Genomic DNA, 25,472 nt, shown 5'->3' on the forward strand with positions numbered 1-25,472 from the left:
TTTAGCTCGATGGGTCTTTTTAGTAAGTTCATCGCCACAATAAAAGGCACAAATGATTTTTCCCCTGCAGACTGGGCCGATCTAGAAAATGAGCTATTAGCATCAGATCTTGGCCCAACACTTACTAAGAATTTTCTTGAAGCCGCAAAAAAAGTTAAGAGCGATAACGCAGAATTAGCATTGATCGAAATCTTGACTTCGAAACTTTCGAGTAAATCTCATGCTCCCGCAATTGTTGCCGGAACGACAACAATTATGGTCGTAGGTGTCAATGGCACAGGAAAAACAACATCTGTTGCAAAGCTTGCTTCGTATTACAAAAAGAATGGCAAAAGCGTCGTGCTTGCTGCGGGGGATACATTTAGAGCTGCGGCAGTTGATCAGTTAAAAACTTGGGGGAGCCGTATTGGAGTACTTGTTGTTTCTGGAAAAGAAAATGGCGATCCAGCATCTGTTGCATTTGATGGGGCAAAGAGTGCGCACGAATCTGCTAGTGATATTTTTATAATTGATACAGCAGGGCGTTTACACAACAAGAATGATTTGATGGCTGAGCTCAGTAAAGTAAAACGCGTAGTTGAAAAAGTCTCACCAATCAATGAAGTTCTTTTGGTTATCGATGCGACAACAGGTCAAAACGGTTTACAACAAGCGAAAATTTTTACTGAATGCGTTGAAGTCACTGGGATTGTTTTAACTAAGTTGGATGGAAGCGCCAAGGGTGGGGTAGCCCTTGCCATCGAGGCAGAATTGGGAATTCCGATTAAGTGGGTAGGAACCGGCGAATCTGAGTCTGATTTTGCCCTCTTTGATGCTAAGTCCTATATAAAGGACCTGCTGACGTAACCCAGAATTAACAAAACGGCGGTTTTTGTCATGCTGCCGAAACCCCATCAGCGATGTTTCGTAACTGCGCTGCTAGATGGTTTGGCCATCTCAAAGGCGAGAACTTTTGTTTGGCTTTATGAAAGCAGATGCAACTATGGAAGAGACTGTTTTAAATACTGGCGACACAGCCTGGATGTTAATAAGTACCGGTTTAGTTGTTCTAATGATCCCGGGCCTTGCACTGTTTTACGGTGGCATGGTTCGTGTCAAGAGCGTACTTAATATGATGATGATGTCATTTGGTGCACTAGCGATTGTTTTTGTTTTGTGGATTGCATTTGGTTTTTCAATGGTGTTTGGAGACTCTGTTGGGGGTATGGGCCTGATCGGTGATCTCGGTCAATTTACATTTTTGAAAGGTTTAGATAACTCAACTGCGCTGATTGGAACTATCCCGGCAGCTGTCTTTATTGCTTTCCAGGGAATATTTGCCGCGATTACCGTTGCACTGATTTCGGGTTCAATTGCAGATCGCGCAAAATTTGGTGCATGGATGGTGTTTGCTGGTATCTGGGCAACCCTTGTTTATTTCCCAGTTGCACATTGGGTTTTCGCCTTCGATGACTTTGTTGCTACAACAGGTGGATGGATCGCCAATGATTTAGGCGCACTCGACTTTGCTGGCGGAACTGCTGTTCATATCAATGCAGGTGCTGCCGGATTAGCACTTGCTTTCATTCTTGGAAAGCGTGTTGGTTTTGGAAAAGTTCCGATGCGTCCACACAGCTTGCCTTTGGTGATGCTTGGCGCAGCCCTTCTATGGTTCGGTTGGTTTGGTTTCAATGCTGGATCAGCAATCGCATCAAATGGAACTGCTGGTCTTGCTCTACTAAATACGATTGGTGCAACAACAGCGGCGGTACTTGCTTGGCTTCTGGTTGAAAAACTTCGTGATGGCCATGCAACAAGTCTTGGCGCGGCATCAGGTGTAGTTGCAGGACTTGTAGCTATTACCCCGGCATGTGCTTTTGTTGGTGCAAGTGGCGCACTGTTAATTGGTGCAATCGCGGGCGGGCTTTGCGCACTTTCAGTAGGGCTCAAATTTATGTTGGGATATGACGATTCACTCGATGTTGTTGCGGTGCACCTTGTTGGTGGAATCGTTGGAACAATCATGATTGGCTTCGTCGGTGTTGACGTTGGCTTATTCAATGGTGGCGGAACAGAACAACTTGTGAAACAAACTATTGGTGCAGTAGCAGTGTTGGCCTATTCATTTGTGGCAACGTTGATAATCGGAAAGATTGTAGATCTGACCATTGGCTTTAGAATCACAGAAAACCAAGAACTTACGGGTATCGATATCGCAATTCATGCCGAGCCTGCGTATGAGTTATCAGACAATAGCCAGGGCAGTATCTATGAATTCTCGAGAGGGTCATAAAAATGAAACTGATTACCGCAATCATCAAGCCATTCAAGTTAGAAGATATTAAAAATGCACTGCAAGGCGCTGGGATAACGGGAATGACAGTTTCAGAAGCAAGCGGATTTGGTCGTCAAGGCGGTCACACTGAGGTGTATCGGGGTGCTGAATACACCGTCGATCTAATTCCAAAGGTACGCATTGAGGTACTAGTCAATGACAACGATGCAGAGGCGATAGTTGATGTGATTGTTAAGGTGGCTTCAACTGGCTCCATTGGTGATGGAAAGGTTTGGACTTCACCAGTTGACCAAGTGATTCGCGTTCGCACCGGAGAACGAGGCTCTGAGGCAATTTAACAGGGGTTGAAGTACTCTTCAGCTCTTATGTTTGAGTCCCTGACATCTCGTTTTAGTGGAGCATTCTCCTCCCTTCGCTCGAAGGGCAAGATCTCTACCTCTGATATCGAAACAACCTGTGCTGAAATCCGACAGGCGTTGCTGGAATCTGATGTTGCATTATCTGTCGTGGAAGATTTCATCGCAGATATTCGACAAAAGTCTTTGGATGCTTTGCCAGCAATGCAGTCGGGTTCCAATCAAGCAAATGCCATCTTTGAAATTGTTAACGCAAGCCTGATTGAAATTCTTGGGGGACAAGCCCGCAGAGTTCGCTTTGCTAAAAATCCACCAACAGTGATCATGCTCGCTGGTTTGCAAGGTGCGGGTAAAACTACCTTGGCTGGAAAGCTGGCAAAATTTTATGCAGATCAAGGTAATACACCGCTGTTGGTTGCCTCAGATTTACAAAGACCTAACGCTGTCACACAGCTGCAGGTAGTTGGTGAGTCAGTCAATGTTCCGGTCTTTGCTCCTGAGGCAGGGAATGCCGAGACTTCAGGAATGTATGGCGGCGATCCCGTGAAGGTTGCAAAAGCTGGTATTGAGTTCGCAAAATCTAAGCAATACAACATGGTCATCGTTGACACCGCAGGTCGACTTGGCGTTGATGCAGATTTAATGAAGCAAGCATCAGATATTCGAGATGCCGTTAAGCCTGATGAAATTTTATTTGTAGTCGATGCCATGATGGGACAGGATGCTGTTAGAACATCTCAAGCATTCTTAGATGGTGTTGGTTTTGATGGGGTAGTACTAACGAAGCTTGATGGTGATGCTCGGGGTGGTGCGGCACTTTCTATTGCATCGTTAACAAAGCGTCCGATCATGTTTGCATCAACTGGTGAAAAATTGCACGAGTTCGATATCTTCTATCCAGATCGCATGGCCTCACGAATCTTGGGTCTTGGAGATGTTGCAACACTTGCAGAGCAGGCCAAGAAAGCTTTTGATACTGACACATCAGCGAAGTTGGAAGCAAAATTTGTCAGCGGTGAAGATTTCACTCTAGAAGATTTTCTAGAGCAGTTGCAGGCGATGTCCAAAATGGGAAACATGTCCAAGATCCTTGGGATGTTGCCGGGTGCTGGTCAGATGAAAAAGCAGATTGAGAACTTCGACGAGGGCGAGATAGTTCGCACAAAGGCAATTGTTCAATCAATGACACCGGCAGAGCGCCGCGAACCAAAACTTCTCAATGGCTCCCGTCGGGCACGAATCGCATTGGGTTCAGGTCGAAAGGTTTCAGATGTAAACAATCTGGTGGACCGATTCTCAGCGGCACAAAAGATGATGAAGCAGGTTAGAAATGGTGGAATGCCGGCCGGAATGCCTCCAGGTATGGGGATGGGCATGCCGCCTCTTCCGAAGGCGAATAAGCCAATAAACAAGAAGAAGTCCAAATCAGGCAATCCAGCTAAGCGAGCGCTAGAACAGGGGTAATAACCCCCGATTTCGCATCTGGCGGCTTGAATGGCAGAATTAGCAACCTGTTGAAGGGGCCCTCTACCCCCAGCAACATCCACAATTCGATAGTCATCTGAATTGATCGCGCACCCCGCTGCGATTGATACGCATGGCACACATGTACAGGAGTACAACTTTCTTGGCTACAAAAATTCGTTTAATGCGCATGGGCAAAATCCGCACACCATTTTTCCGCGTTGTTGTAACAGATGCGCGTAAGGCACGTAATGGTCTATCAATTGAAGAAATTGGTCGCTACGTACCAGGACAAGAGCCATCACTAATCGAGATCAACTCAGAGCGTGCTCTGTACTGGCTCGGCGTTGGTGCACAACCATCTGAAGCTGTAGAGGCTTTGCTTAAGGTGACTGGCGATTGGCAGAAGTTCAAGGGTCTTCCAGGAACTGAAGGAACTCTTCGCGTTGCAGCACCAAAGCCATCAAAGGTTGTTGCTTACGAAGCAGCGATGAAGGCTGCTGCTAACGAACCTGCAGAAGGTGCAACAACATTGAAGAAGAAGGCACAGGAGAAGCTTGCAGCTAAGGCAAATCCAGTGACCGAGCCAGAATCAAACGATGCTGTGGCAGAGGTTCCAGCTGAAGTTGTGACTACAGATGCAGTGGTTGAAACTCCAGCTGAAGCCGTTGTTGAAACTCCAGTAGTTGAAGAAGCTCCTACAGTTGAGGCTGTAGTTGAAGAGACTGTTGAAGCTGTTGCTGAAACTCCAGCAGCAGAAGCGGCTGCAGAGTAAACATGATGGATGAAGCCCTAGAGCATTTGGTCAAGGGAATCGTCGATAATCCCGATGATGTAGTTGTCTCTGAAAAGAGTGGACGTCGCGGAACAACTTTAGAGGTTCGAGTTAACCCTGAAGATATCGGCAAGGTCATTGGTCGTAATGGTCGTACAGCAAAAGCTCTTCGTACCGTTGTAAGTGCGCTCGCAGGACGTACAGTGCGCGTCGATCTCATCGAGACCGACGAAGCTCGATAACAATGCGCTTACTCGTGGGGCGAATTGGTCGCGCTCACGGAATTCTTGGTGAAGCGACGATAGAGGTTCGTACAGATGAACCTGATCGTCGCTTTGCCATTGGTGCAATAGTTCAAACAGATTCCAACGGTGACTTAAAAGTCATCTCTGGCCGTGTTCACAATGGCATTTTATTGTTGGGCTTTGAAGGAATTACTGATCGCAATAGCATCGAAAAACTACGCAATACATTGCTTTACGCTGATGTAGATATCAACGAATCCAATGAAGATGAAGATGAGTACCACGTCATGCAGCTAATTGGCTGTGCGGCAGTTCTTGAATCAGGTGAAGTATTTGGTGAAATCACCGATGTCGTTAATCTGCCTGGTCAGGATTTGCTTGCAATCAAAACAGCACAAGGCGAGCAGTTGATTCCTTTTGTACATCAACTTGTTCCAACGGTAGATATTGCAAACAAGAAAGTTATAGTCATTCCGCCAACAATCACGGGAGAGATGGCATGAAGATCGATGCTGTAACAATTTTTCCTGATCACTTTGCACCCTTGCAGCTTTCTTTATTGGGTAAAGCACAAGAGCAAGGTCTAGTCGAGGTTGGAATTCACGATCTACGAGCTTTTTCAACAGATAATCACAACACAGTTGATGACACACCTTATGGCGGCGGAGCAGGAATGGTTATGTTGCCTGAGGTCTGGGGCAAAGCACTAGATCCATTGATGTCACCTGAAACAGATCTCATTATTTTGACCCCAGCTGGCAAGCGCTTTGATCAGCCAATGGCAGCAAAGTTTTCACAGTCAACGCATTTAGTTTTTGCATGTGGCCGTTATGAAGGCATCGATGATCGAGTTCGTCAACATTATGAAGCCAAGGGATATCGCGTACATGAAGTGTCTATTGGAGATTACGTTTTAGGTGGCGGCGAAGTTGCATCCCTAGTGATGATCGAAGCAATTACCCGTTTGATTCCGGGTGTGCTCGGGAATCCAGAATCTTTGGCTGAAGAGTCACACAACGAAGAGGGGTACTTGGAGTATCCAAACTTCACAAAACCTGCAACGTGGCGAGATCTTGAAGTTCCGGCAATTCTGCTCAGCGGTAATCATGGGGAAATCGCTAAATGGCGTGCGGCACAAGCACAAGAGCGCGCCAAGAAGAATCTCTAGGCTTCAAGTAGAGTTGCGACCATGTGTAGATTGCTAGCCTTTTCATCCCTAGAACGTAAGAGTTTCTATGACGTTGTAGGCAACGAGTTCGACAAATTTGTTGCCATGTCAGAAGAGCACAAAGATGGTTGGGGTTACGCTCATGACGGTCAGATTCTAAAAGATCTGAAACCCGCGCGTGAATCAGACTCCCTTTCAATTGCTAGTTCCGAGGTTTTAACCGATGGAGCGTTACTTCACCTACGCCTTGCATCCAAAGGCATCACGGTAAATATTGATAACAACCATCCATTCACTCATGGCACTACAACATTTATGCACAACGGAACTATCAGGCCAGGAAATTCTGCTGAGCAATTTATTGCCGGTAAGTACAAGGAATTAATGCAAGGCACAACCGATAGCGAGCGTTTCTTTTATGCATTGTTATCTCAAGTTGATGAGCTTGGTTTAATCGAAGGCGTTCGATCAATTGTCAATCTACTCCGCACAAATGCTGATTACACCGCTCTCAACATTATGGTCCAAACACCGGATACCTTGATTGCAGTGTGCGAGTTTAATGAAGCAAATAAATCTGAATGGAGCGCGGAAGATCATTATGAACTGCGCTTTACTAAGCGTGGTAATGACATGATCGTTGCTTCAACTGGTTGGGGAAATACCGACTGGAATCATTTAGATAACCATCAGATGCTCGTGGTAGATCGTTCGACTTTAGAGTATTCAATTTCGTCTCTATGACCCGTACTTACACGGTCGAAACCTACGGCTGTCAGATGAATGTCCATGACTCCGAAAGAATTGCGGGGTTGTTGGATGAGGCTGGTTATATTCCGGTAACAGTTGGCGGACAAGCAGACTTGGTAGTTTTCAACACATGTGCTGTGCGTGAAAACGCTGATAACAAATTGTATGGAAATCTAAGTTTCTTAGCACCAATCAAGAAATTGAATCCCAATATGCAGATTGCTGTTGGTGGATGTCTGGCACAAAAAGATCAAGCAACAATCATCAAGAAGGCACCATATGTTGATGTGGTCTTCGGTACCCACAATGTGGGCTCACTGCCAGTTTTACTAGAGCGTGCACGCATCGAAGAAGAGTCTCAAATAGAAATTCTGGAAGCTCTTGAACACTTCCCATCAACACTGCCGGCCCGTCGGCTATCTGCATTTTCATCGTGGGTTTCAGTATCAGTGGGTTGTAATAACACCTGTACTTTTTGCATTGTTCCAGCATTGCGTGGCATCGAAAAGGATCGCACGGCTGCCGATATCTTGAATGAAGTGAAGACCTTGGTGGATCAAGGGGTTATTGAAATAACATTGCTTGGTCAAAATGTGAATGCTTACGGGGTAGATTTTGGAGATCGCCAAGCTTTTGCCAATTTGTTGCGTGAATGCGGAAAAATTGATGGGTTAGAGCGTGTTCGTTTTATGTCTCCTCATCCTCGTGATTTCACCGATGATGTAATTGAGGCCATGGCACAGACTGCAAATGTGATGCCACATCTACACATGCCATTGCAATCAGGATCAGATCGCGTTCTGCAGCAAATGCGCCGTTCGTACCGTTCAGATCGCTACTTAGGAATTTTGGATCGAGTTCGCACGGCGATGCCACATGCAGCTATCACCACCGACATCATTGTTGGATTCCCGGGTGAGACAGAAGAAGACTTCCAGGCAACTCTTGATGTTTGTTCAACAGCGCGCTTTACCGCTGCATACACCTATCAATATTCAAAGCGTCCAGGAACCCCAGCGGCAACTATGCCGGATCAAATTAGTGCTGAGGTCGTAGCTGATCGCTACACCAGACTGCACAATCACCAACAAGGGATTTCATTGTCAGTAAATCAAGAAGCAATTGGCACAAAGCACAAGATTTTGGTGGGGGATTACGAAGGTCGTCGTGATGAAGCTCAAGCACGATTAACTGGACGAAGTGAAGATTTCCGCCTTGTGCACTTTGATAACACATTCGTTGCACGTCCCGGCGATGAAGTTACGGTCACAATTACAGATGCATCCGCACATTATTTGATTGGCGATCCACTCTCAGTTCGACAGACTAGAGGCGCTGATGCTCATGCGGCACGCATCGCACAACCAGGTCCTGCTTCAACCATGCTTGGAATCCCAACGGTTAAACGATGAAATTGATCGTCATTTGTGGTGCAACCGCCACAGGTAAGAGTGATCTCGCTGTAACACTTGCTCAAGAAATTGATGCCGAAATCATTAATGCTGATTCGATGCAGTTGTACAAGGGTATGGACATAGGAACTGCCAAAATCACTGTTGAAGAGCGAAAAGAGATAGCTCATCATTTAATGGATATGTTAGATGTTACCCAGGATGCAAATGTTGCGTGGTATCAAGAGAATGCGCGTGCGGCTATTGCAGAGATTCAGGGTCGCGGAAAGAATGTCATTGTTGTTGGCGGAACAGGCTTGTATATAAAAGCAATTTTGGATGAACTCAATTTTCCAGACACTGACCCAGTCGTTAGAGCGGAATTAGAGCTTGAGTACGCCACCAAAGGTATAGCTCCACTTTTTGAGAGATTAGAAAAATTAGATCCAGCCGCAGCCCTAGCGATTGATAAAGCGAACTCCCGCCGAGTTATACGCGCATTAGAGGTAATCAAAATTACAGGAAAACCTTTTACTGCTAACTTGCCACGAGAAGAGAGCTCTCGCTATCCGCATGCACGACAATTTGGATTAGTAATGGATCGAGATGCACTGTCAGAGCGGATCTCAATCCGAGTAGAACGTATGTGGGAACAAGGTCTGGTAGCAGAAGTAGAGAGATTGATGGCTGCAGGCATCACACAGGGAATAACTGCCCAACGTGCACTTGGTTATGCCCAAGTAATTGCTCAGATTGAAGGAAAGGTCACTGAGGAAGAGGCGAAAGAAGAGACTAAGCGAGCGACCCGACAATATGCACGTCGACAAGAGACCTGGTTTTCACGTGATGAGCGCATCACCTGGATATCTCCGACACAAAATGCACTACAGCGCATACTTGAATCGATAAACTAACGCTAATGATTGCTACATATGGCCACGGTACTGAAAATGATTTTGTTCTCATTTTTGATCCGAAGGATGAAAATTCGATAACAACCGCCCAAACTGCCGCTATATGTAATCGCGAAACGGGAATTGGTGCAGATGGATTAATTCGCATCATCAAGCGTGATGAGAAATGGTTCATGGATTATCGCAACGCCGATGGTTCCTTGGCTGAAATGTGCGGTAACGGAATACGCGTAATGGCACGGTACTTGGTTGAAAGAGGTCATCAGCCTGAAGGCATTTTCGCGATCAATACTCGTGATGGAATAAAGCACTTACGTGTGCCGCTAACAGATGACATTTCCGTAAACATGGGCCAGGTTACTGATGAGGGCGAAGAGATAACCGCGGCAACTAATGGGCACATTTGGAATGGGTACAACATAAGTGTTGGCAATCCTCACGCTGTTGTGTTTGTCGACGAAATGTCTGACATCGGCCCACTGGATGTCGCTCCAGTCGTGCGCCCTCGTGATTTATATCCTGAAGGCGTGAATGTGGAATTCGTAAAAATAATTGAGGGAAACACAATTGCCATGCGAGTGTTTGAACGTGGATCTGGTGAAACCAGATCATGCGGGACCGGTACCTGCGCTGTCGCACTTGCTGCCACCTTGCACACAAAAACAAAGCTTCCAGCAACCTGGATCATTACTCCACCTGGTGGACGGTTAGAAGTTTCGATTGATGGTCATTCCAATGCAACGCTCACAGGACCTGCGGTGCTAATCCGCGATGTAGATATCTCGAGGTTTCTGGTTGAGTAAGGATTTCGATGACGAATTCGAGTCATTGTTACGCGAAAGCGCCCGAGTTGCTGCTGAATATGATGCCAGCGAAGAAGATGATTACAGCGATCAATCTCTGGAGCTCGACGAACGTAACGCGTTACGCCGAGTAAAAGGTTTTTCAACCGAACTTCAAGATATCTCAGAGGCCGAGTACCGCCAGTTACAACTTGAGCGAGTTGTCTTAGTTGGTGTTTGGACTGAAGGAACAATAAAAGATGCAGAAAACTCACTCGCAGAGCTAAAAGCCTTAGCAGAAACTGCTGGTTCAGAAGTTTTAGAAGGGCTGATTCAAAGACGCGATAAGCCAGATCCTGCAACTTACATTGGTTCAGGAAAGGTTATAGAGCTAAAGCAAGTGGTGCAGTCAACGGGTGCCGACACCGTTGTTTGCGATGGAGAACTTTCACCTTCACAACTTCGACAATTAGAAGACAAATTGAAAGTTAAAGTGGTAGATCGCACCGCTTTGATTTTGGATATTTTTGCACAGCATGCAAAGAGTAAAGAGGGTAAGGCGCAGGTTGAACTTGCGCAGATTGCTTATTTATTGCCGCGCCTGCGTGGTTGGGGAGACTCGCTCTCGCGTCAAGTTGGTGGTCGCGCGGCGGGTGGTGCGGGTATCGGTGGTCGCGGTCCTGGAGAAACCAAGATCGAAACAGATCGACGTCGCATCCGCGACAAGATGGCAAAACTTCGTCGTGAAATAGCAGAAATGAAGGTATCTAGAGATACCAAGCGACAGGAGCGTCGCCGATTTAACATTCCATCCGTTGCAATTGCTGGCTATACAAATGCCGGTAAGTCATCACTATTGAACAAGTTAACCAATGCGGGTGTGTTGGTAGAAAATGCCCTGTTCGCAACGTTAGATCCAACAGTTCGTAAATCTGAAACAACTGATGGCCGTGTTTACACATTAAGTGACACTGTTGGTTTTGTGCGGCATCTGCCACATCAATTAATTGATGCATTCAAATCAACACTTGAAGAAGTATCAGAGGCAGATCTGATTGTGCATGTGGTCGATGGTTCTCACCCTGATCCATTTGAACAAATTAGAGCAGTCAGATTAGTTATTGATGAAATCGGCGGCAAAGATATCCCCGAAATCATCGCCATTAATAAGGTAGATGTCGCAGATCCTGAAATAGTCATGGAAATATTGCGCAAAGAACCCAATAGTTATGCCTTTTCAGTCCGTACCGGTTTTGGTATTGAAGGACTTTTACATGCAATTGAAAGTTCTTTGCCAAAGCCTTCAATCGAGATAAATGTTGTGATTCCGTATGATCGAGGAGATTTAGTACATGCGATTCACGAAAGCGGAGAAATCTTTTCTGAGCAGTATTTACCTGAAGGAACCTCGATTCATGCCCGTGTTAATGGGGGATTGGCTCAAAGAATCGAGAATTCCCACATAAGTGGGGAATAACACCGACACGCCGCGGGTTATATCCAGCAGAACCCAGTTAAATGCGCCATGATGCGCCCGAAAGCACTTAAGAGCGATTATTGAATGGCGGTGAGAGCAATGGCAACAGATTACGACACACCCAGAAAAACTGATGAGGAACTTCATGAGGAGTCTCTAGAAGAACTCAAGGCGAAGCGTGTTGATGCTCAATCCGGCCAGATCGATGTCGATGAAGCAGAGGCAGCAGAAAATCTTGAATTACCAGGGGCAGATTTATCTGGTGAAGAGTTAGCTGTGCGAGTTGTACCGAAGCAAGTTGATGAGTTCACTTGCTCACGCTGTTTCTTGGTGCACCACATGACCCAACTTGCTAAAGGTGAAGGCGCAAAAGCTGTTTGTAAAGAGTGCAACTAACTCTTTAGTTTTGGATAGCTTTCAATAATTCAGATCCACGGTTGCTACTTATCAGCCAATATGGCGTTGAATCTCTTGCGTCCTTAACAAAAATTTGAACTCCTGATTGAGCCCAAAAACGTATAGCAAGAAAAGCCTTTGGGTCTGCATCACGGGTCCTGACTAGACGTATTGCTGTGTTATCTAAATCAACACAGTCGGCAATAAATCCTAGATCGATGTGAGCCTTTCCTACTCTAAGTTCTTGGCTATCAACTTCAATATGCAAAGCAGTTGAAATATAAATCCAAATAAGCGCCACAGTGACCGCGACGAGAGCAATCAGTGCCGCATTATTTCCCAGGGCAGCCCAGATCGAAACTACTAAAGAAAGCATGAAGAAGTAGATGAGGGACAAGAGCCATAGTGGTGCACGTATCACTTCGCGGTAACGCATGGGAGTTACCGTATCGGATATCGAGGCGGTAACCTTGCCATATGGCTCGGATTCCAAGTACAACGGCTCCTGAAGATTCACCCATTCCAGAGCGTCACCCATTAGCGCCTGTTGTCGGATCAAAAATTCCATCGCATTTCGGCCATTGCTTTGGATGCGGTGAATTACATCCAACTGGCTTGCATCTTGTTGCATACGCAGGTGCTGGCTTAGATATCACCGCCGAATTTACAGTTAATGAAAATCATCAAGGTGCTCCGGGATTAGCTCATGGTGGACTTTTATCTTTAGCATTTGATGAAGCACTCGGAAAATTGATGTGGTTGCTTCGCGCACCGGCAGTTACTGGACGCTTAGAGACAGATTTTATAAAGCCAGTTCCAATGGGCACTACTCTGCACATCACCGCAGAAATCACTGGACAAGTGAATCGAAAAGTCTATACATCTGCAGTTGGGCGACTTAATTCTGCAGATGGAGAGATCGCTGTTCGAGCTGCAGCTCTTTATATAATTGTCCCTATGGATCACTTCATGAACAACGCTCCAAAAGAGTATTTAGAACATCTGGCCAAAACACCTGAAGTAATGGCTTTCGTCGATCCAACCTTTGAGATCAACCCATAAACATGGGCAACGTTCAGGTTTTAATCACACGCTTGGATCCTTCAGTACCGCTACCGTCATATGCAAAAGGTGGCGATGCTGGCGCAGATATTGCCACCCGGGTTGATGTGACTTTGCAACCGGGGGAGCGAGCACTTGTTCCTACCGGAATCTCAATTGCATTGCCTGATGGCTATGTTGCCTTAGTGCACCCACGATCAGGATTAGCGATTAAACACGGCGTAACCATGGTTAATGCTCCCGGAACAGTTGATGCTGGATATCGGGGGGAGTTGCAATGCATCATGATAAACCATGATCCAAAAGTAGCAATAACTTTTCACAAGGGTGATCGCATTGCGCAACTTGTTATTCAAAAGGTGGAACGCGCAGAGTTTGTTGAAGTTACAGAATTGCCTGGTTCTGGCCGAGGTGCTGGCGGATTTGGATCTACAGGATGAGTCAACATGATGAAGATCGTGACAAAGTTGTTAACGCTTTAGGCGGAAAAAAAGGTCTAATTGATTCAGGCGTGCCAGCTGTAGTTTTCTTAGTAGTTTTTAATTTTACGAAAGAGGTAAATACTGCAATTTGGGCGGCACTTACTCTCGCAATTACATTAGCAATCATTAGATTAATCATGAAAGATACGATCCAGCACTCTATCTCGGGAGTAATCGGAGTCTTGATTTGTGCTTACTTTGCAAATCGCAGCGGCAATGCAACAGATTTTTATATTCCGAAATTACTAACAAACCTTGGGTATGGAAGCGTGTATTTAATTGCAAATCTTGCTGGCTGGCCGATATTGGGTCTTGTACTTGGTCCACTTTTGGGTGAAAACCTGACCTGGCGTAACAATCCTGCCCGAAAGAAAATGTACATCAAAGCAAGTTGGCTTTGGGTTGCGATGTTCTTTGTAAGGATTGCGGTGCAGTATCCAATTTATAAGAGCGGAAACGTCAATCTTTTGGGTACCGTAAATCTTGCAATGGGATACCCGTTATTTTTTATTACGGCCTATGCAACTTGGTTGGTGATTAAGGCTGGACCGCCTGCACAAAAGGTAGCCGATTAAGAGATAAAGCAGGCTTTAATCTGAGCTTCAGCATCAGCGGAGGCAACAAAGAGCAGCTCATCACCAGCAGCAAAAACATCGTGCGCTTTAGCGGTAATTACTCGTCCGTCACGAACGATCGCTGCAATTGCAGCATTTTCTGGAAGCTCAATTTCTTCTACAGTCTTTCCGATGCACGCAGAACCATCTGGCAATGTAAGTTCGACAAGGTTTGCTTGGCCTTTTCTAAATGAGAATAAGCGAACAACATCGCCAACACTTACTGCTTCTTCAACGAGGGCAGAGATAATGCGTGGAGTAGATACAGCAACATCAACACCCCATGAAGAATCAAACAACCATTCATTCTTTGGGTGGTTGATTCTTGCGACCACGCGTGGGACACCATATTCAGTCTTACCCAGTAGAGATGTCACAAGGTTTGCCTTGTCATCGCCTGTTGCTGCGACTAGCACCTGACAATTATTTAGATGCGCGTTATCAAGAGATGTAATTTCACATGCATCGGCCATTAGCCATTCAGCATCAGGGACGCTCTCCAATTTCAGAGCCTTAGGATCCTTATCGATCAAAAGCACCTGGTGACCATTATCCAAAAGTTCGCGAGCGATTGCTCGTCCTACATTTCCAGCTCCCGCGATTGCTATTCTCATTGACGTTCACCTTCTGGGCTACTTGCAAGGATTTCTTCGGTGCGTGCAACATCAGTATCGGAAACCATCACGTGGATTAGATCGCCTTGTTGCAAAACTGTGTGTTCGTTAGGAATTAAGCCTTCGCCTAAGCGTGTAATAAAGGCAACACGTGCAGGCGTTAGGGCATCGATTAAGAGAATAGGACGCCCATACCAATCGGCGTGAGGATGCATTTCGCACAATTGAACCATTCCAGTTGCATCGCGCCATTCAGAGCGTGAACCTTCGGGGGCAAGACGGCGAAGAATTTGATCGGTTGCCCACAAAACGGTTGCAACAGTAGGTATGCCTAAGCGCTGGTAAATTTCGGCTCGTCCTGGATCATAAATACGTGCGACTACATTTTGAACGCCATATGTTTCGCGGGCTACACGTGCAGCAAGAATGTTTGAATTATCACCATTGCTAACAGCTGCAAAAGCATCTGCATCTTGAATGCCTGCTTCTAATAACACTTCTCGGTCAAAGCCAACGCCAGTAACTGTGCGTCCCTTAAAGTTAGGACCTAGGCGACGAAAAGCTTCACGAGCCTGGTCGATGACTGCAACTGTATGACCGGCTGCTTCGAGTTCGGTAGCGAGTGATGAACCAACTCGACCGCAACCCATGATGACTACGTGCACAGGAGGTAACTTACACCCATAGGCTTACATCCATGGCATCAAACAAGAGTTCGACCCTGAAAACTGGCGACCTGGTTCAGGTCACCATTGAAAAAGTGGCCCATGGGGGACATTTTATTGCGCGCCATGATGGGGCGGTCATTTTTGTTAGGCATGCGATTCCGGGTGAAAATTGCACGATTCAAATAACGAGTGTTGGAAAATCCTTTAATCGCGCCGATGTCGTGTCAGTCCAAACTCCATCCGAATTCCGCGTAGTCGCTCCGTGCAGCTTTGCTCATCGCAATGGCTGCGGAGGATGCGATTTTCAACATATTTCTGTGGCTCATCAGCGAGAACTGAAGTCCGATGTCATTGCAGAGCAATTTTCACGTATTGCAAAGCTGGATGTGCAGGTAGATGTAGAAGAAGTTGGCGAAAGCACACATTGGCGAACACGGGCAATCGCAACTACTGACCGTAATGGAAAATTGGGATTTTTTAAGTCCAGGTCCCATTCAATTGCACCCGTAACGGATTGCCTTATTTGTGTTGAGGGAATCAACTTTAAGGAGTTAGCAAGTCGAGATCTAAAAGGCGACGTTCGAGTTGAGGTAAGTGCATCAAACACAGGGGAACGTGCGATTGCCTTGGCACCGACCCGTGGTGAAGAAAAAGCCAGACTGACAGAAGGCCCGGCGGTACTGCATGAAAATGTAATTGGTAGAACACTAGAAGTTAGCCAAGAATCATTTTGGCAAAGTCACCAGCGGGCGCCAGAAGTTTTAACGCAAGCTGTACTTGATTTTGCTCAATTCAAGGTTGGCGAACATGTTTTAGATTTGTATGGAGGTGTTGGATTATTTACCGCAGCAATTTTGGGCGCGGTCGGTGAAACAGGACATGTTGATTTGATCGAAGGTAGCAAAGTTGCCACTGCAGATGCATCACGAAATTTTTCTTCGAATTCAAATGTGACTATTGCAACTGGAGATGTAGCTAAATTATTACCACGAATTACTTCGGCAGATGTGGTTGTTTTGGATCCGCCTCGAGATGGAGCCGGCAAGGATGCAGTCGCTCAGATAGCAGGATTGGCACCTCGTGCAATTGTGTATGTCGCCTGCGATCCTGCAGCATTGGCCAGAGATACCGCCTATCTTGCAGATCACAGATATTCACTCGTAAAAGTACGTGCTTTTGATCTCTTTCCAATGACACATCACATCGAATGTGTTGCCCTGTATGAGCGCGCTGAGGTATCTTCAGCACTCTGAAAGCTTCTACGAAAGGCAGATAATGAGTAAAAACTCTTTCAACGCAAAAAAGAATGTGGAAGTTGCGGGCAAGAGTTTTGAGATTTTCGATATCTCCTCAATTGAAGGTGCTGCAAACCTTCCCTTCAGCCTTAAGGTCTTATTAGAAAACTTGCTTCGCACCGAAGATGGAGCGAACATCACCGCTGATCACATCACGGCGCTTGCCACGTGGGATCCATCTGTGGAGCCAGATACAGAAATTCAGTTCACACCTGCCCGTGTAGTTATGCAGGACTTCACCGGCGTACCGTGCGTTGTAGATCTGGCAACGATGCGTGAAGCGATCGTTGAACTTGGGGGAGATGCCTCAAAGGTCAACCCTCTTGCACCAGCCGAGCTCGTAATCGATCACTCTGTTATTGCCGATAAATTCGGAACCAAGGACTCGTTTGAACAAAACACAGATATTGAATATGAACGAAACCAAGAACGTTACCGTTTCTTGCGTTGGGGCCAGACCGCCTTTGATGAGTTCAAGGTAGTTCCACCCGGAACGGGAATTGTTCATCAAGTAAACATTGAATATTTGGCCCGCGTTGTTATGACGAGAACCGTTGAAGGAGTTCTTCGCGCATACCCTGACACCGTTGTCGGAACAGATTCACACACGACCATGGTTAATGGACTTGGCGTGCTTGGCTGGGGCGTGGGTGGAATTGAAGCAGAAGCAGCGTTGTTAGGTCAGCCGGTTTCGATGTTAATCCCTCGTGTAGTGGGCTTCAAATTAACTGGTGCTCTGCCACTGGGAACGACCGCAACTGACATGGCCTTGACCATCACCGAAATTTTGCGCAAGGTAGGCGTAGTTGGAAAGTTTGTAGAGTTCTTTGGTCCTGGGGTTACAACTGTTCCTATGGCTAATCGAACAACTATTGGAAACATGAGCCCTGAGTACGGATCAACATGTGCAATATTCCCAATTGATGAAGAAACCCTTCGGTACCTGCGCCTTACGGGTCGCAGTGATGACCAGGTTGCATTAGTTGAACAGTATGCAAAGAAACAAGGGATGTGGCATGACCCATCAATTGAGCCACGTTTTTCACAGGTCGTTGAACTAGATCTTTCAACAGTAGTGCCATCTATTTCAGGTCCAAAGCGGCCGCAGGATCGTATTTCGTTGAGCGATTCAAAGAGCGCCTTTTCATCAATAGTTCCAACTTATTTCAGCGACAAGACGGCAAAGGGTGAAGTAGCTGCGGGATCAACTCGTGTTAAAAATGGTGATGTTGTTATTGCCTCAATTACTTCATGCACCAATACTTCTAACCCATCTGTCATGATCGGCGCGGCACTTCTTGCAAAGAAAGCTGTAGAAAAAGGTCTTAAATCAAAACCATGGGTTAAGACGACCCTTGCGCCGGGATCCAAGGTTGTAACTGATTATTACGATCGCGCTGATTTAACTCAGTACATGGAAGCACTTGGTTTCAATCTTGTCGGTTATGGCTGCGTTACTTGTATCGGAAACTCAGGCCCGCTACCGATGGATATCAGCAAGGCGATTAATGAATCTGATTTGGCCGTGACCGCCGTGCTTTCCGGAAACCGAAATTTTGAAGGAAGAATTAGTCCAGATGTGAAGATGAACTACCTTGCATCGCCTCCGTTAGTAGTTGCTTATGCAATTGCCGGAACGATGGATCATGATTTTGAAAATGATTCCCTAGGCAAGGACACAGCAGGAAACGATGTATTCCTCAAGGATATCTGGCCCTCACCGCAAGAAATCCAAACAGTTATTGACTCTTCAATTTCATCAGAAATGTTTAAAAAGGATTATGCAACCGTCTTTGAAGGCGATCACCGTTGGAAGTCACTTGCCACACCTACTGGCAAGGTGTTCGAGTGGGATCCAAAATCAACGTATGTTCGGAAGCCTCCATACTTTGAAGGCATGCCTAAGCAGCCAACGCCGGTAACAGATATTTCTGGAGCACGTGTATTGGCAGTTCTGGGTGATTCTGTAACTACAGATCACATTTCACCTGCCGGAAACATTAAAGCTGACTCACCAGCAGGCAAGTACCTGACAGAACACGGGATTGACCGCGCAGATTTCAATTCATATGGATCACGTCGCGGAAATCATGAGATTATGATTCGTGGAACATTTGCAAATATTCGCTTAAAGAATCTGCTGCTTGATGGCGTTGAGGGTGGATTTACTCGCAACTTCCAAGCTGGCGGAGAGCAAACAACTATTTATGATGCATCTGTTGCATACCAAGCAGCTGGGACACCACTTGTGATTCTTGCTGGCAAAGAATATGGATCGGGATCTTCACGCGACTGGGCTGCAAAAGGCACCGCGCTATTGGGTGTTCGCGCTGTAATTGCTGAAAGTTTCGAGCGAATTCACCGTTCAAACTTGATTGGTATGGGAGTACTGCCTTTGCAGTTCAAGGATGGCGAAACCGCCGTATCACTTGGTCTGACCGGAACAGAAACATTTGCGATTACGGGAATCACTGCACTTAATAGCGGGGGAGTTCCAAAGGAGCTAACCGTAACTGCAGGGTCAATTACATTTACGGCCAAGGTACGTATCGATACTCCGGGAGAAGCAGATTATTATCGCCATGGTGGAATCATGCAGTACGTCCTACGTTCTTTATTGGCCGAGTAAATACACTTTCACATCATGGATCTGAATACTTTTTCGGTAGGCAAGCTTCATGACATGAGCCCTGCTCAATTAAAGGATCTTGCCTCCGAAATTCGAGAATTTTTGATCGATAAGGTTTCGAAAACTGGTGGCCACCTTGGTCCTAATCTTGGAGTTGTCGAACTAACAATCGCTATCCATAGAGTTTTTGAATCACCGAAAGACATAGTTCTCTTTGACACCGGTCACCAGTCCTACGTTCACAAAATTCTTACAGGTCGCGCGGATCAATTTGATCTATTAAGACAGCGCAATGGAATTTCTGGTTATCCAAATCGTCGCGAAAGTGAACACGATGTAATTGAAAATTCGCATGCATCAACAGCCCTTTCTTGGGCTGATGGAATTTCTCGAGGGTTTTCACTGTCCGGGCAATTGAATCGACACGTTGTCGCAGTAGTTGGTGACGGTGCTCTAACTGGCGGTATGTCTTGGGAAGCTTTGAATAATTTGTCGCCTGAGTCAGAGCGAAACTTGGTAATTGTTGTCAACGACAACGAACGGTCTTACTCACCAACAATTGGTGGGCTGGCGACCTATTTAACGACATTGCGTGCAAGCAGAGAGTATGAACGGATTTTGGGCCGTGGCAAGAGAATGCTCCACAACACACCGGTCGTTGGAAAATACATCTACGGAACCCTGCACGGATTGAAAAAGGGAATCAAGGACATGGTCGCACCTCAAGGCATGTTTGAGGACTTGGGATTTAAATATCTCGGTCCCATCGATGGCCATGACATTGCAGCTATGGAGAAAACTTTACAGATGGCGAAAGAGTTTGGTGCACCTGTAATAGTTCATGCGATTACCGAAAAAGGTCGAGGCTACACACCGGCCATCGAGGATATGGCTGAAAAATTCCATGCGGTTGGAATTGTTGATCCAGTAACAGGAAAACCACTCAAGGCGTCAGCGCCCTCGTGGACCAATATTTTTTCAGAAGAAATTACTGCGATGGGCAAAGAGAATTCAAAGATCGTGGCAATAACAGCGGCAATGCTTGGCCCAACAGGGTTAGACAAGTTCGCGCAGAATTTTCCAGAAAGAACAATTGATGTTGGTATCGCTGAACAACACGCAGTTACTAGCGCCGCCGGATTAGCCTATGCAGGGATGCATCCGGTTATTGCAGTCTATTCGACCTTCTTGAATCGAGCTTTTGATCAGTTGTTATTAGATGTTGCACTGCACAAGGCTGGAGTTACCTTTGTTTTGGACCGTGCTGGAATTACAGGTGATGACGGTCCGTCTCACCATGGAATTTGGGATCTAGCGCTAACTGGAATTGTTCCAAATATGCAGGTGGGTGCACCGCGCGATGGAGCCCGGTTACAACAAATTTTGCGACAGTGTGTAGCGATTTCAGATGCACCATCCATGATCAGATTTCCTAAGGGTGCCGTTCCGGCAGATATTCCAGCGGTTGCGCACATCAATGGGATAGACATCCTTCATCGTGGATCAGCACCACAGGTGCTTGTTATTAGCGTTGGATCTATGGCTGGTATGGCAATTGAAGTCGCGCAATTGGCACAAACACAATCAATTGAGGTAACGGTGGTTGATCCGTTGTGGGTTAAGCCAATTTCTCCAGCTGTAGTTGCAATGTGTGCCGAATATTCCTTAGTCGTTGTAATGGAAGATGGAATCAAACATGCAGGTATTGCTAGTTCGATTTCTGAAGCCCTGCGTGAAACTGGCAGCACATGCACGCTGCATTCAATCGGCGTTCCACTGGAATTCATTGAGCACTCAAAGCGTGCTGAAATCCTAGAAGACTTAGCGATAACACCTGCTGCAATTGTGCAGCAGATTGCAGGCTGGATTTCCTAGATCTAAGGAAGAGAAGCGACACCCTTTTCATGGAATCGCTTACCTGTTACTGATTCGCTAATTCCTTCGCGATCTAAGTACGGCAGGATTCCACCAAGATGCATTGGCCAGCCAGCACCCATCAACATGCATAGATCAATCTCTGCTGGTGTTGATACGACACCTTCATCAAGCATTGCACGAGCTTCTTCAGCCAATGCTTTCAATGCACGCGAGCGAACTTGTTCTGCCGTAGATGGTGCTGTTCCCTGTTCCACCAATGCCATTGCTGCAGGGTTTGCACCAACAGATCCATCTTCATTCTTTATGTAGAAGTGGCGAACGCCTTCTTTGACCATACGCTGCATAGTCGGAGAAATTCGATAGCGAGGCCCAAGGTTGTTGTGCAACGTTTCGGATACGTGCAACGCCACACCTGGACCTACAAGATCAAGTAGCTGGAATGGAGACATTGGGAATCCAATTTCCATCATCGCAGAATCTGCTACCGCTGGTGGTGTGCCTTCATCGACCGCATCTGTTACCTCACCCATAAAGCGGGTCAGTAAGCGATTGACTACAAAACCCGGAGCATCCTTACAAATAATCATTGTCTTCTTGAGTTCCTTGCCAACTGCAATTGCAGTGGCAGTTGTTGCATCATCTGTTGTAGATGTGCGCGCAACCTCAAGTAGTGGCATCACTGCAACTGGATTGAAGAAGTGGAAACCAACAACGCGCTCTGGATTTTTTAATCCTTCAGTCATTCGTTCGACTGATAGGGAAGAGGTGTTAGTTGCTAGAACACATTCAGGTGAAACGATTGTTTCAAGCTTCTTAAACAGCTCCTGCTTAAGTGAAAGCTCTTCAAAAATCGCCTCAATGATGAAATCACAACCGGCAAATACAGTTTGATCTGCCGACCCTGAGATAAGCAGTGAAAGTCGACCGGCAGATTCTGCGCTCATGCGCTTTTTCTCAACTAACTTCGCCAATTCATTCTTAACCCAGGCAACGCCCTTGTCGGCGCGTTCTTGATCAATATCCGTCATCACAACTGGACACTTAAGGTTGCGAAGCAGCAATAGGGCTAACTGTGAAGCCATCAATCCTGCACCGACAACTCCGACCTTGGTGACCTTGCGGGCCAATGCAGGTTTTGGAGCACCTTCTACTTTTTTGCGCTTCTTTTGAATCACATTAAAGGCATACAGTGATGATCGCAAAGTATCGGACATTGTTAAATCTGAAAGCACCTGATCTTCAGCATCAAAACCTTCACCCAAAGTGTTGGTTCGTGCAGCAGCAATCAGCTCAAGTGCCTTCATAGGTGATGCAATAGTTGCGCCGCCATACTTTTTCAATGCGGCAGCTTTGCCAGTGGCAAGAGCGGATTCCCAGGCCGGATCATTGCTGTAATCAGCGCGTTCGATTTTTGTTGTGCCGTTAAGAACACCAACTGCAAAACCGATAGAACGCTCCAAGAAATCAGCTGGATCAAACATGGCATCGACGACGCCAAGCTTTAGCGCATCTTTAGCTTTCATCATGGTGTTGTTATTGAGTGCATTAAGCATGATTACCTGAACCGCACGCTCTGGTCCGATTAGTTTAGGCAAGATCGTTGCGCCACCCCACCCAGGCACAAGTCCTAGAAACACTTCTGGAAGGGCGGTAAAGGCGGTAGAAGCAACTGTTCGGTAATGACAATGTAATCCAACTTCCAAGCCGCCACCCAAGGCCAAGCCATTGATGAATGCAAAAGTTGGAATCTTTGATTCACCTAATCGGCGGAATACATCGTGTCCAAGTTTTCCAATAGCTAGCGCTTGACTGCGGTCAGTCAGGAAAGAAAGTGCCGAAAGATCAGCACCAGCTGCGAAAATAAAGGGCTTGCCTGTAATTGCAATGGCAGCTGGATTACGTCCGATTGCATCTGTGATTGCATTATTTAGTGCATCAACAGATTGAGGACCAAAAGTATTTGGACGGTTGTGATCATGTCCGTTGTCCAAAGTAATAAGTGCCATCGTTCCTTTGCCACCAAAGGCAGACAGATCAATGTCGCGCACAAGTGCGTTAGTTACAACCTCTTCGGGTGCTCCTGCTGGAAGTGTGATCTCTGCGCTCATAATTACTTTGCTCCCTTAAAGTTTGGGTTTTCCCAGATAACAGTGCCGCCCATGCCTAGTCCAATACACATTGTTGTAATGCCATAACGAACATCGGGCTTGGCTTCAAAGGTCCGAGCCAAATTAAGCATCAAACGAACACCCGATGATGCCAATGGGTGGCCCACTGCAATTGCTCCTCCGTATGGATTGACTCGAGAATCATCATCTGCGATTCCAAAGTGATCTAGGAAGGCAATGACCTGCACTGCAAAAGCCTCGTTTACTTCAAATGCACCAATATCTTCAATTGTTAATCCTGCTTGCTTAAGCGCTTTAAGTGTTGATGGAACTGGCCCATAGCCCATAATTTCTGGTTCGACTCCGGCAAATGCATAGGTAACCATCTTCGCTTTGATTGTTAAGCCAAGTTCTAATGCTTTTTCTTCGCTAGCAAGTATCGCTGCTGTTGCTCCGTCATTTAAACCCGATGAATTACCCGGTGTTACGCGTCCTGCTGGGCGAAATGGCGTCTTTAATCCTGCAAGACCTTCCATAGTTGTTTGCGGACGAGGTGCTTCATCAACGGTTGCAACAGTCCAACCAAGTTCAGCGCTGCGCGCAGCTGTTGGAATTAAATCGCGCTGAATCTTTCCATCTGCATATGCTTGAGCAGTTTTAAGCTGCGAATTCATCGCATAGCGATCGGCGCGCTCCTTAGTAATATGTGGAAAACGATCATGCAATCTTTCAGCTGTTGCACCCATCGCAAGGGCATCTTGTTCAACAATTCTTTCTGCAAGGTAGCGTGGATTTGGATCCATGCCTTCTCCCATTGGGTGATTACCCATGTGCTCTACACCGCCAGCAATTGCAATTTCATTTGTTCCCATTGCGATTGCTCCGGCGATTGTTGTAACCGCGGTCAACGCACCTGCACACCAACGGTCAACTGAGTATCCGGGAACAGTGTTTGGTAATCCTGAAAGCAAAGCCGCGCTTCTACCAATGTTCATACCTTGGTCACCAGTTTGTGAAGCTGCAGCGATTGCAACATCTTCAATTGCTGCGGGATTAATCTTTGGGTTTCGCTCTAGCAATCCACGAATTGCGCGAACCAACAGATCATCTGCACGAGTACCGGCATACATTCCTCCGGCTTTTCCAAAAGGGGTGCGGACGGCATCAACAAGGACAACTGTGCGGGACATGAAACTTCCTTTACCTAGGGCGTAGCCCAAAGGTTACTCGCCAGTAAGGGTTTAGGACAGTAGCGAATTAGGCGCTAACTGATGTCTTTACGCGTGGCTTAGATAGGTATGGGACCAAAACAGCGCCTAAGTACAGAACATAAACACCTAACTGGAGCCAGGAGGTGGTTGTATCAAAGCCGATGGTGCCAGAAAGGGAGGCACCCAAGATTGAATCCTTGGCGATAAATGAGGTTACATCCCAGACAAAAGCATCGGGGCCAGGAAGGTACCCAAGCTCTTGGAACTCATGGATTCCGTAGGACAAAACGCCTGCTGCAACAATGATCAGGGCAACGCCTGAATAAGTGAAGAACTTTGCAAGGTTTAATTTGATTGCGCTCTTGTAGATCAAATATCCAAGAGTAATTGAGACGGCAAATCCCAGAATTAATCCAACTGTAGAGCTGGTTACATCTGCAACTGTTTGAAAGTTTGTATACACAAATAATGATGTCTCAAGGCCTTCGCGAATAACAGCAATAAAAGCCACCCCGGCAAGGGCTAGCGGACCTGCACCCACTGCGTTTTCTACTTTTCCTTGTAGTTCATTACGAAGATTTCGCGCAGTGCGCTTCATCCAGAAAACCATCCAGGTAACAAGAGCAACAGCAATAAATGAAGTAACTCCTGCAAAAAGCTCTTGTCCACGATCGCTCAAGGAAACAGAGGTCATTGTTAGAAATGCCCCAAGTCCGATGCTGGCTACAACGGCGGTAATCACACCAGTCCACAAAGGCTTTAAGTAACCCTGTCGATTGGTCTTGACGATATAGGCGACCAGAATTCCAACAATGAGCGCGGCTTCTAGGCCTTCGCGAAGAGCAATAATGAATGTACTGAGCATGAGGCAAAATCTAAGGGGAAAAGGGTATTTACGCAACTCTTATGTTGCGTAAA

Annotated in this window: 26 protein-coding genes; 20 read left to right on the forward strand and 6 right to left on the reverse strand. The window is 46.4% G+C overall.

What is annotated here, in order from left to right; translation table 11 throughout:
• Positions 1-9 precede the first annotated feature (9 nt).
• The 14 genes from ftsY (at position 10) to AC9UGD_RS00690 (ending at position 11,993) form a co-directional block, all read left to right on the forward strand.
• Positions 10-846 (forward strand): signal recognition particle-docking protein FtsY, encoded by an 837-nt coding sequence (ftsY, locus tag AC9UGD_RS00625; protein WP_509568174.1) that lies wholly within the window; start codon positions 10-12, stop codon positions 844-846.
• Positions 847-982: 136 nt separating this feature from the next.
• Complete coding sequence (locus AC9UGD_RS00630; RefSeq protein WP_509568584.1) at positions 983-2,272, forward strand: ammonium transporter; 1,290 nt, start codon at positions 983-985, stop codon at positions 2,270-2,272.
• Positions 2,273-2,274: 2 nt separating this feature from the next.
• Positions 2,275-2,613 (forward strand): P-II family nitrogen regulator, encoded by a 339-nt coding sequence (locus tag AC9UGD_RS00635; RefSeq protein ID WP_029018955.1) that lies wholly within the window; start codon positions 2,275-2,277, stop codon positions 2,611-2,613.
• A 27-nt stretch (positions 2,614-2,640) separates the two neighbouring features.
• Positions 2,641-4,095, forward strand: a complete 1,455-nt coding sequence (gene ffh, locus AC9UGD_RS00640) for a signal recognition particle protein (protein ID WP_509568176.1) — start codon at positions 2,641-2,643, stop codon at positions 4,093-4,095.
• Positions 4,096-4,258: 163 nt separating this feature from the next.
• Complete coding sequence (gene rpsP / locus AC9UGD_RS00645; RefSeq protein ID WP_509568178.1) at positions 4,259-4,870, forward strand: 30S ribosomal protein S16; 612 nt, start codon at positions 4,259-4,261, stop codon at positions 4,868-4,870.
• Between the two features lie 2 nt (positions 4,871-4,872).
• Positions 4,873-5,112: an RNA-binding protein gene (locus AC9UGD_RS00650; protein WP_029018952.1), complete on the forward strand. Its 240-nt coding sequence runs from the start codon at positions 4,873-4,875 to the stop codon at positions 5,110-5,112.
• Positions 5,113-5,114: 2 nt separating this feature from the next.
• Positions 5,115-5,618: a ribosome maturation factor RimM gene (rimM, locus tag AC9UGD_RS00655; RefSeq protein WP_509568179.1), complete on the forward strand. Its 504-nt coding sequence runs from the start codon at positions 5,115-5,117 to the stop codon at positions 5,616-5,618.
• On the forward strand, positions 5,615-6,283 hold the full coding sequence (gene trmD, locus AC9UGD_RS00660; protein ID WP_509568181.1) for a tRNA (guanosine(37)-N1)-methyltransferase TrmD: 669 nt from the start codon (positions 5,615-5,617) through the stop codon (positions 6,281-6,283). The genes rimM and trmD overlap by 4 nt, the downstream gene beginning before the upstream one ends.
• 21 nt (positions 6,284-6,304) lie before the next feature.
• The gene (locus AC9UGD_RS00665; protein WP_509568183.1) at positions 6,305-7,027 is read left to right on the forward strand and encodes a class II glutamine amidotransferase; all 723 of its coding nucleotides are present in this window, start codon (positions 6,305-6,307) and stop codon (positions 7,025-7,027) included.
• Positions 7,024-8,445 (forward strand): tRNA (N6-isopentenyl adenosine(37)-C2)-methylthiotransferase MiaB, encoded by a 1,422-nt coding sequence (gene miaB, locus AC9UGD_RS00670; protein WP_509568184.1) that lies wholly within the window; start codon positions 7,024-7,026, stop codon positions 8,443-8,445. Before AC9UGD_RS00665 ends, miaB begins: the two co-directional genes overlap by 4 nt.
• A complete protein-coding gene (miaA, locus tag AC9UGD_RS00675; RefSeq protein ID WP_509568186.1) occupies positions 8,442-9,338 on the forward strand; it encodes a tRNA (adenosine(37)-N6)-dimethylallyltransferase MiaA in 897 nt (298 codons plus the stop codon). The genes miaB and miaA overlap by 4 nt, the downstream gene beginning before the upstream one ends.
• Before the next feature lie 5 nt (positions 9,339-9,343).
• Positions 9,344-10,141 carry a diaminopimelate epimerase gene (dapF, locus tag AC9UGD_RS00680; protein WP_509568188.1) on the forward strand — a complete coding sequence of 266 codons (798 nt, stop codon included), beginning with the start codon at positions 9,344-9,346 and terminating at the stop codon, positions 10,139-10,141.
• Positions 10,134-11,597, forward strand: coding sequence for a GTPase HflX (hflX, locus tag AC9UGD_RS00685; RefSeq protein WP_509568190.1), 1,464 nt, complete (start codon positions 10,134-10,136; stop codon positions 11,595-11,597). Before dapF ends, hflX begins: the two co-directional genes overlap by 8 nt.
• Positions 11,598-11,696: 99 nt before the next feature.
• Positions 11,697-11,993 (forward strand): DUF4193 domain-containing protein, encoded by a 297-nt coding sequence (locus tag AC9UGD_RS00690; protein WP_029018944.1) that lies wholly within the window; start codon positions 11,697-11,699, stop codon positions 11,991-11,993.
• 4 nt (positions 11,994-11,997) lie between these two features.
• Here AC9UGD_RS00690 and AC9UGD_RS00695 read toward each other — a convergent pair whose 3' ends face one another.
• Entirely contained in the window at positions 11,998-12,486 is a 489-nt protein-coding gene (locus AC9UGD_RS00695) for a DUF3093 domain-containing protein (RefSeq protein WP_509568192.1), read from the reverse strand.
• On the opposite strand from AC9UGD_RS00695, the gene AC9UGD_RS00700 reads away from it, so the two are divergent.
• The 3 genes from AC9UGD_RS00700 to AC9UGD_RS00710 are packed head-to-tail and all read left to right on the forward strand — an operon-like array spanning position 12,471 to position 14,112.
• Positions 12,471-13,055, forward strand: a complete 585-nt coding sequence (locus AC9UGD_RS00700; protein ID WP_509568194.1) for a PaaI family thioesterase — start codon at positions 12,471-12,473, stop codon at positions 13,053-13,055. The genes AC9UGD_RS00695 and AC9UGD_RS00700 overlap by 16 nt on opposite strands.
• 2 nt (positions 13,056-13,057) lie before the next feature.
• Complete coding sequence (gene dut / locus AC9UGD_RS00705; protein ID WP_509568196.1) at positions 13,058-13,495, forward strand: dUTP diphosphatase; 438 nt, start codon at positions 13,058-13,060, stop codon at positions 13,493-13,495.
• Entirely contained in the window at positions 13,492-14,112 is a 621-nt protein-coding gene (locus AC9UGD_RS00710) for a DUF3159 domain-containing protein (protein WP_509568198.1), read from the forward strand. Before dut ends, AC9UGD_RS00710 begins: the two co-directional genes overlap by 4 nt.
• Here the strand turns inward: AC9UGD_RS00710 and AC9UGD_RS00715 are convergent.
• Together AC9UGD_RS00715 and AC9UGD_RS00720 are read right to left on the reverse strand one after the other, a co-directional pair.
• Positions 14,109-14,765 (reverse strand): potassium channel family protein, encoded by a 657-nt coding sequence (locus AC9UGD_RS00715; protein ID WP_509568200.1) that lies wholly within the window; start codon positions 14,763-14,765, stop codon positions 14,109-14,111. The two genes, AC9UGD_RS00710 and AC9UGD_RS00715, sit on opposite strands and share 4 nt — an antisense overlap.
• The gene (locus AC9UGD_RS00720; protein ID WP_509568201.1) at positions 14,762-15,430 is read right to left on the reverse strand and encodes a potassium channel family protein; all 669 of its coding nucleotides are present in this window, start codon (positions 15,428-15,430) and stop codon (positions 14,762-14,764) included. The genes AC9UGD_RS00715 and AC9UGD_RS00720 overlap by 4 nt, the downstream gene beginning before the upstream one ends.
• A gap of 32 nt (positions 15,431-15,462) precedes the next feature.
• Here AC9UGD_RS00720 and AC9UGD_RS00725 point away from each other — a divergent pair, with 32 nt between their 5' ends.
• The 3 genes from AC9UGD_RS00725 to dxs are packed head-to-tail and all read left to right on the forward strand — an operon-like array spanning position 15,463 to position 21,232.
• Entirely contained in the window at positions 15,463-16,686 is a 1,224-nt protein-coding gene (locus AC9UGD_RS00725; protein ID WP_509568203.1) for a class I SAM-dependent RNA methyltransferase, read from the forward strand.
• Between the two features lie 22 nt (positions 16,687-16,708).
• Positions 16,709-19,357 (forward strand): aconitate hydratase AcnA, encoded by a 2,649-nt coding sequence (gene acnA / locus AC9UGD_RS00730; protein WP_509568205.1) that lies wholly within the window; start codon positions 16,709-16,711, stop codon positions 19,355-19,357.
• A 15-nt stretch (positions 19,358-19,372) separates the two neighbouring features.
• Complete coding sequence (gene dxs / locus AC9UGD_RS00735) at positions 19,373-21,232, forward strand: 1-deoxy-D-xylulose-5-phosphate synthase (RefSeq protein ID WP_509568207.1); 1,860 nt, start codon at positions 19,373-19,375, stop codon at positions 21,230-21,232.
• 2 nt (positions 21,233-21,234) lie between these two features.
• On the opposite strand, the gene AC9UGD_RS00740 is transcribed toward dxs, so the two are convergent.
• The 3 genes from AC9UGD_RS00740 to efeU all read right to left on the reverse strand — a co-directional run bounded on the left by AC9UGD_RS00740 (position 21,235) and on the right by efeU (position 25,419).
• Positions 21,235-23,343 (reverse strand): 3-hydroxyacyl-CoA dehydrogenase NAD-binding domain-containing protein, encoded by a 2,109-nt coding sequence (locus tag AC9UGD_RS00740; RefSeq protein ID WP_509568209.1) that lies wholly within the window; start codon positions 23,341-23,343, stop codon positions 21,235-21,237.
• Positions 23,344-23,345: 2 nt separating this feature from the next.
• Positions 23,346-24,533, reverse strand: a complete 1,188-nt coding sequence (locus AC9UGD_RS00745) for a thiolase family protein (RefSeq protein ID WP_509568211.1) — start codon at positions 24,531-24,533, stop codon at positions 23,346-23,348.
• Between the two features lie 67 nt (positions 24,534-24,600).
• On the reverse strand, positions 24,601-25,419 hold the full coding sequence (efeU, locus tag AC9UGD_RS00750; RefSeq protein ID WP_509568213.1) for an iron uptake transporter permease EfeU: 819 nt from the start codon (positions 25,417-25,419) through the stop codon (positions 24,601-24,603).
• Between the last annotated feature and the right edge of the window lie 53 nt (positions 25,420-25,472).

Origin of the sequence: Candidatus Planktophila sp. (genome assembly GCF_044232745.1) — a bacterium.
Lineage (GTDB): Bacteria > Actinomycetota > Actinomycetes > Nanopelagicales > Nanopelagicaceae > Planktophila.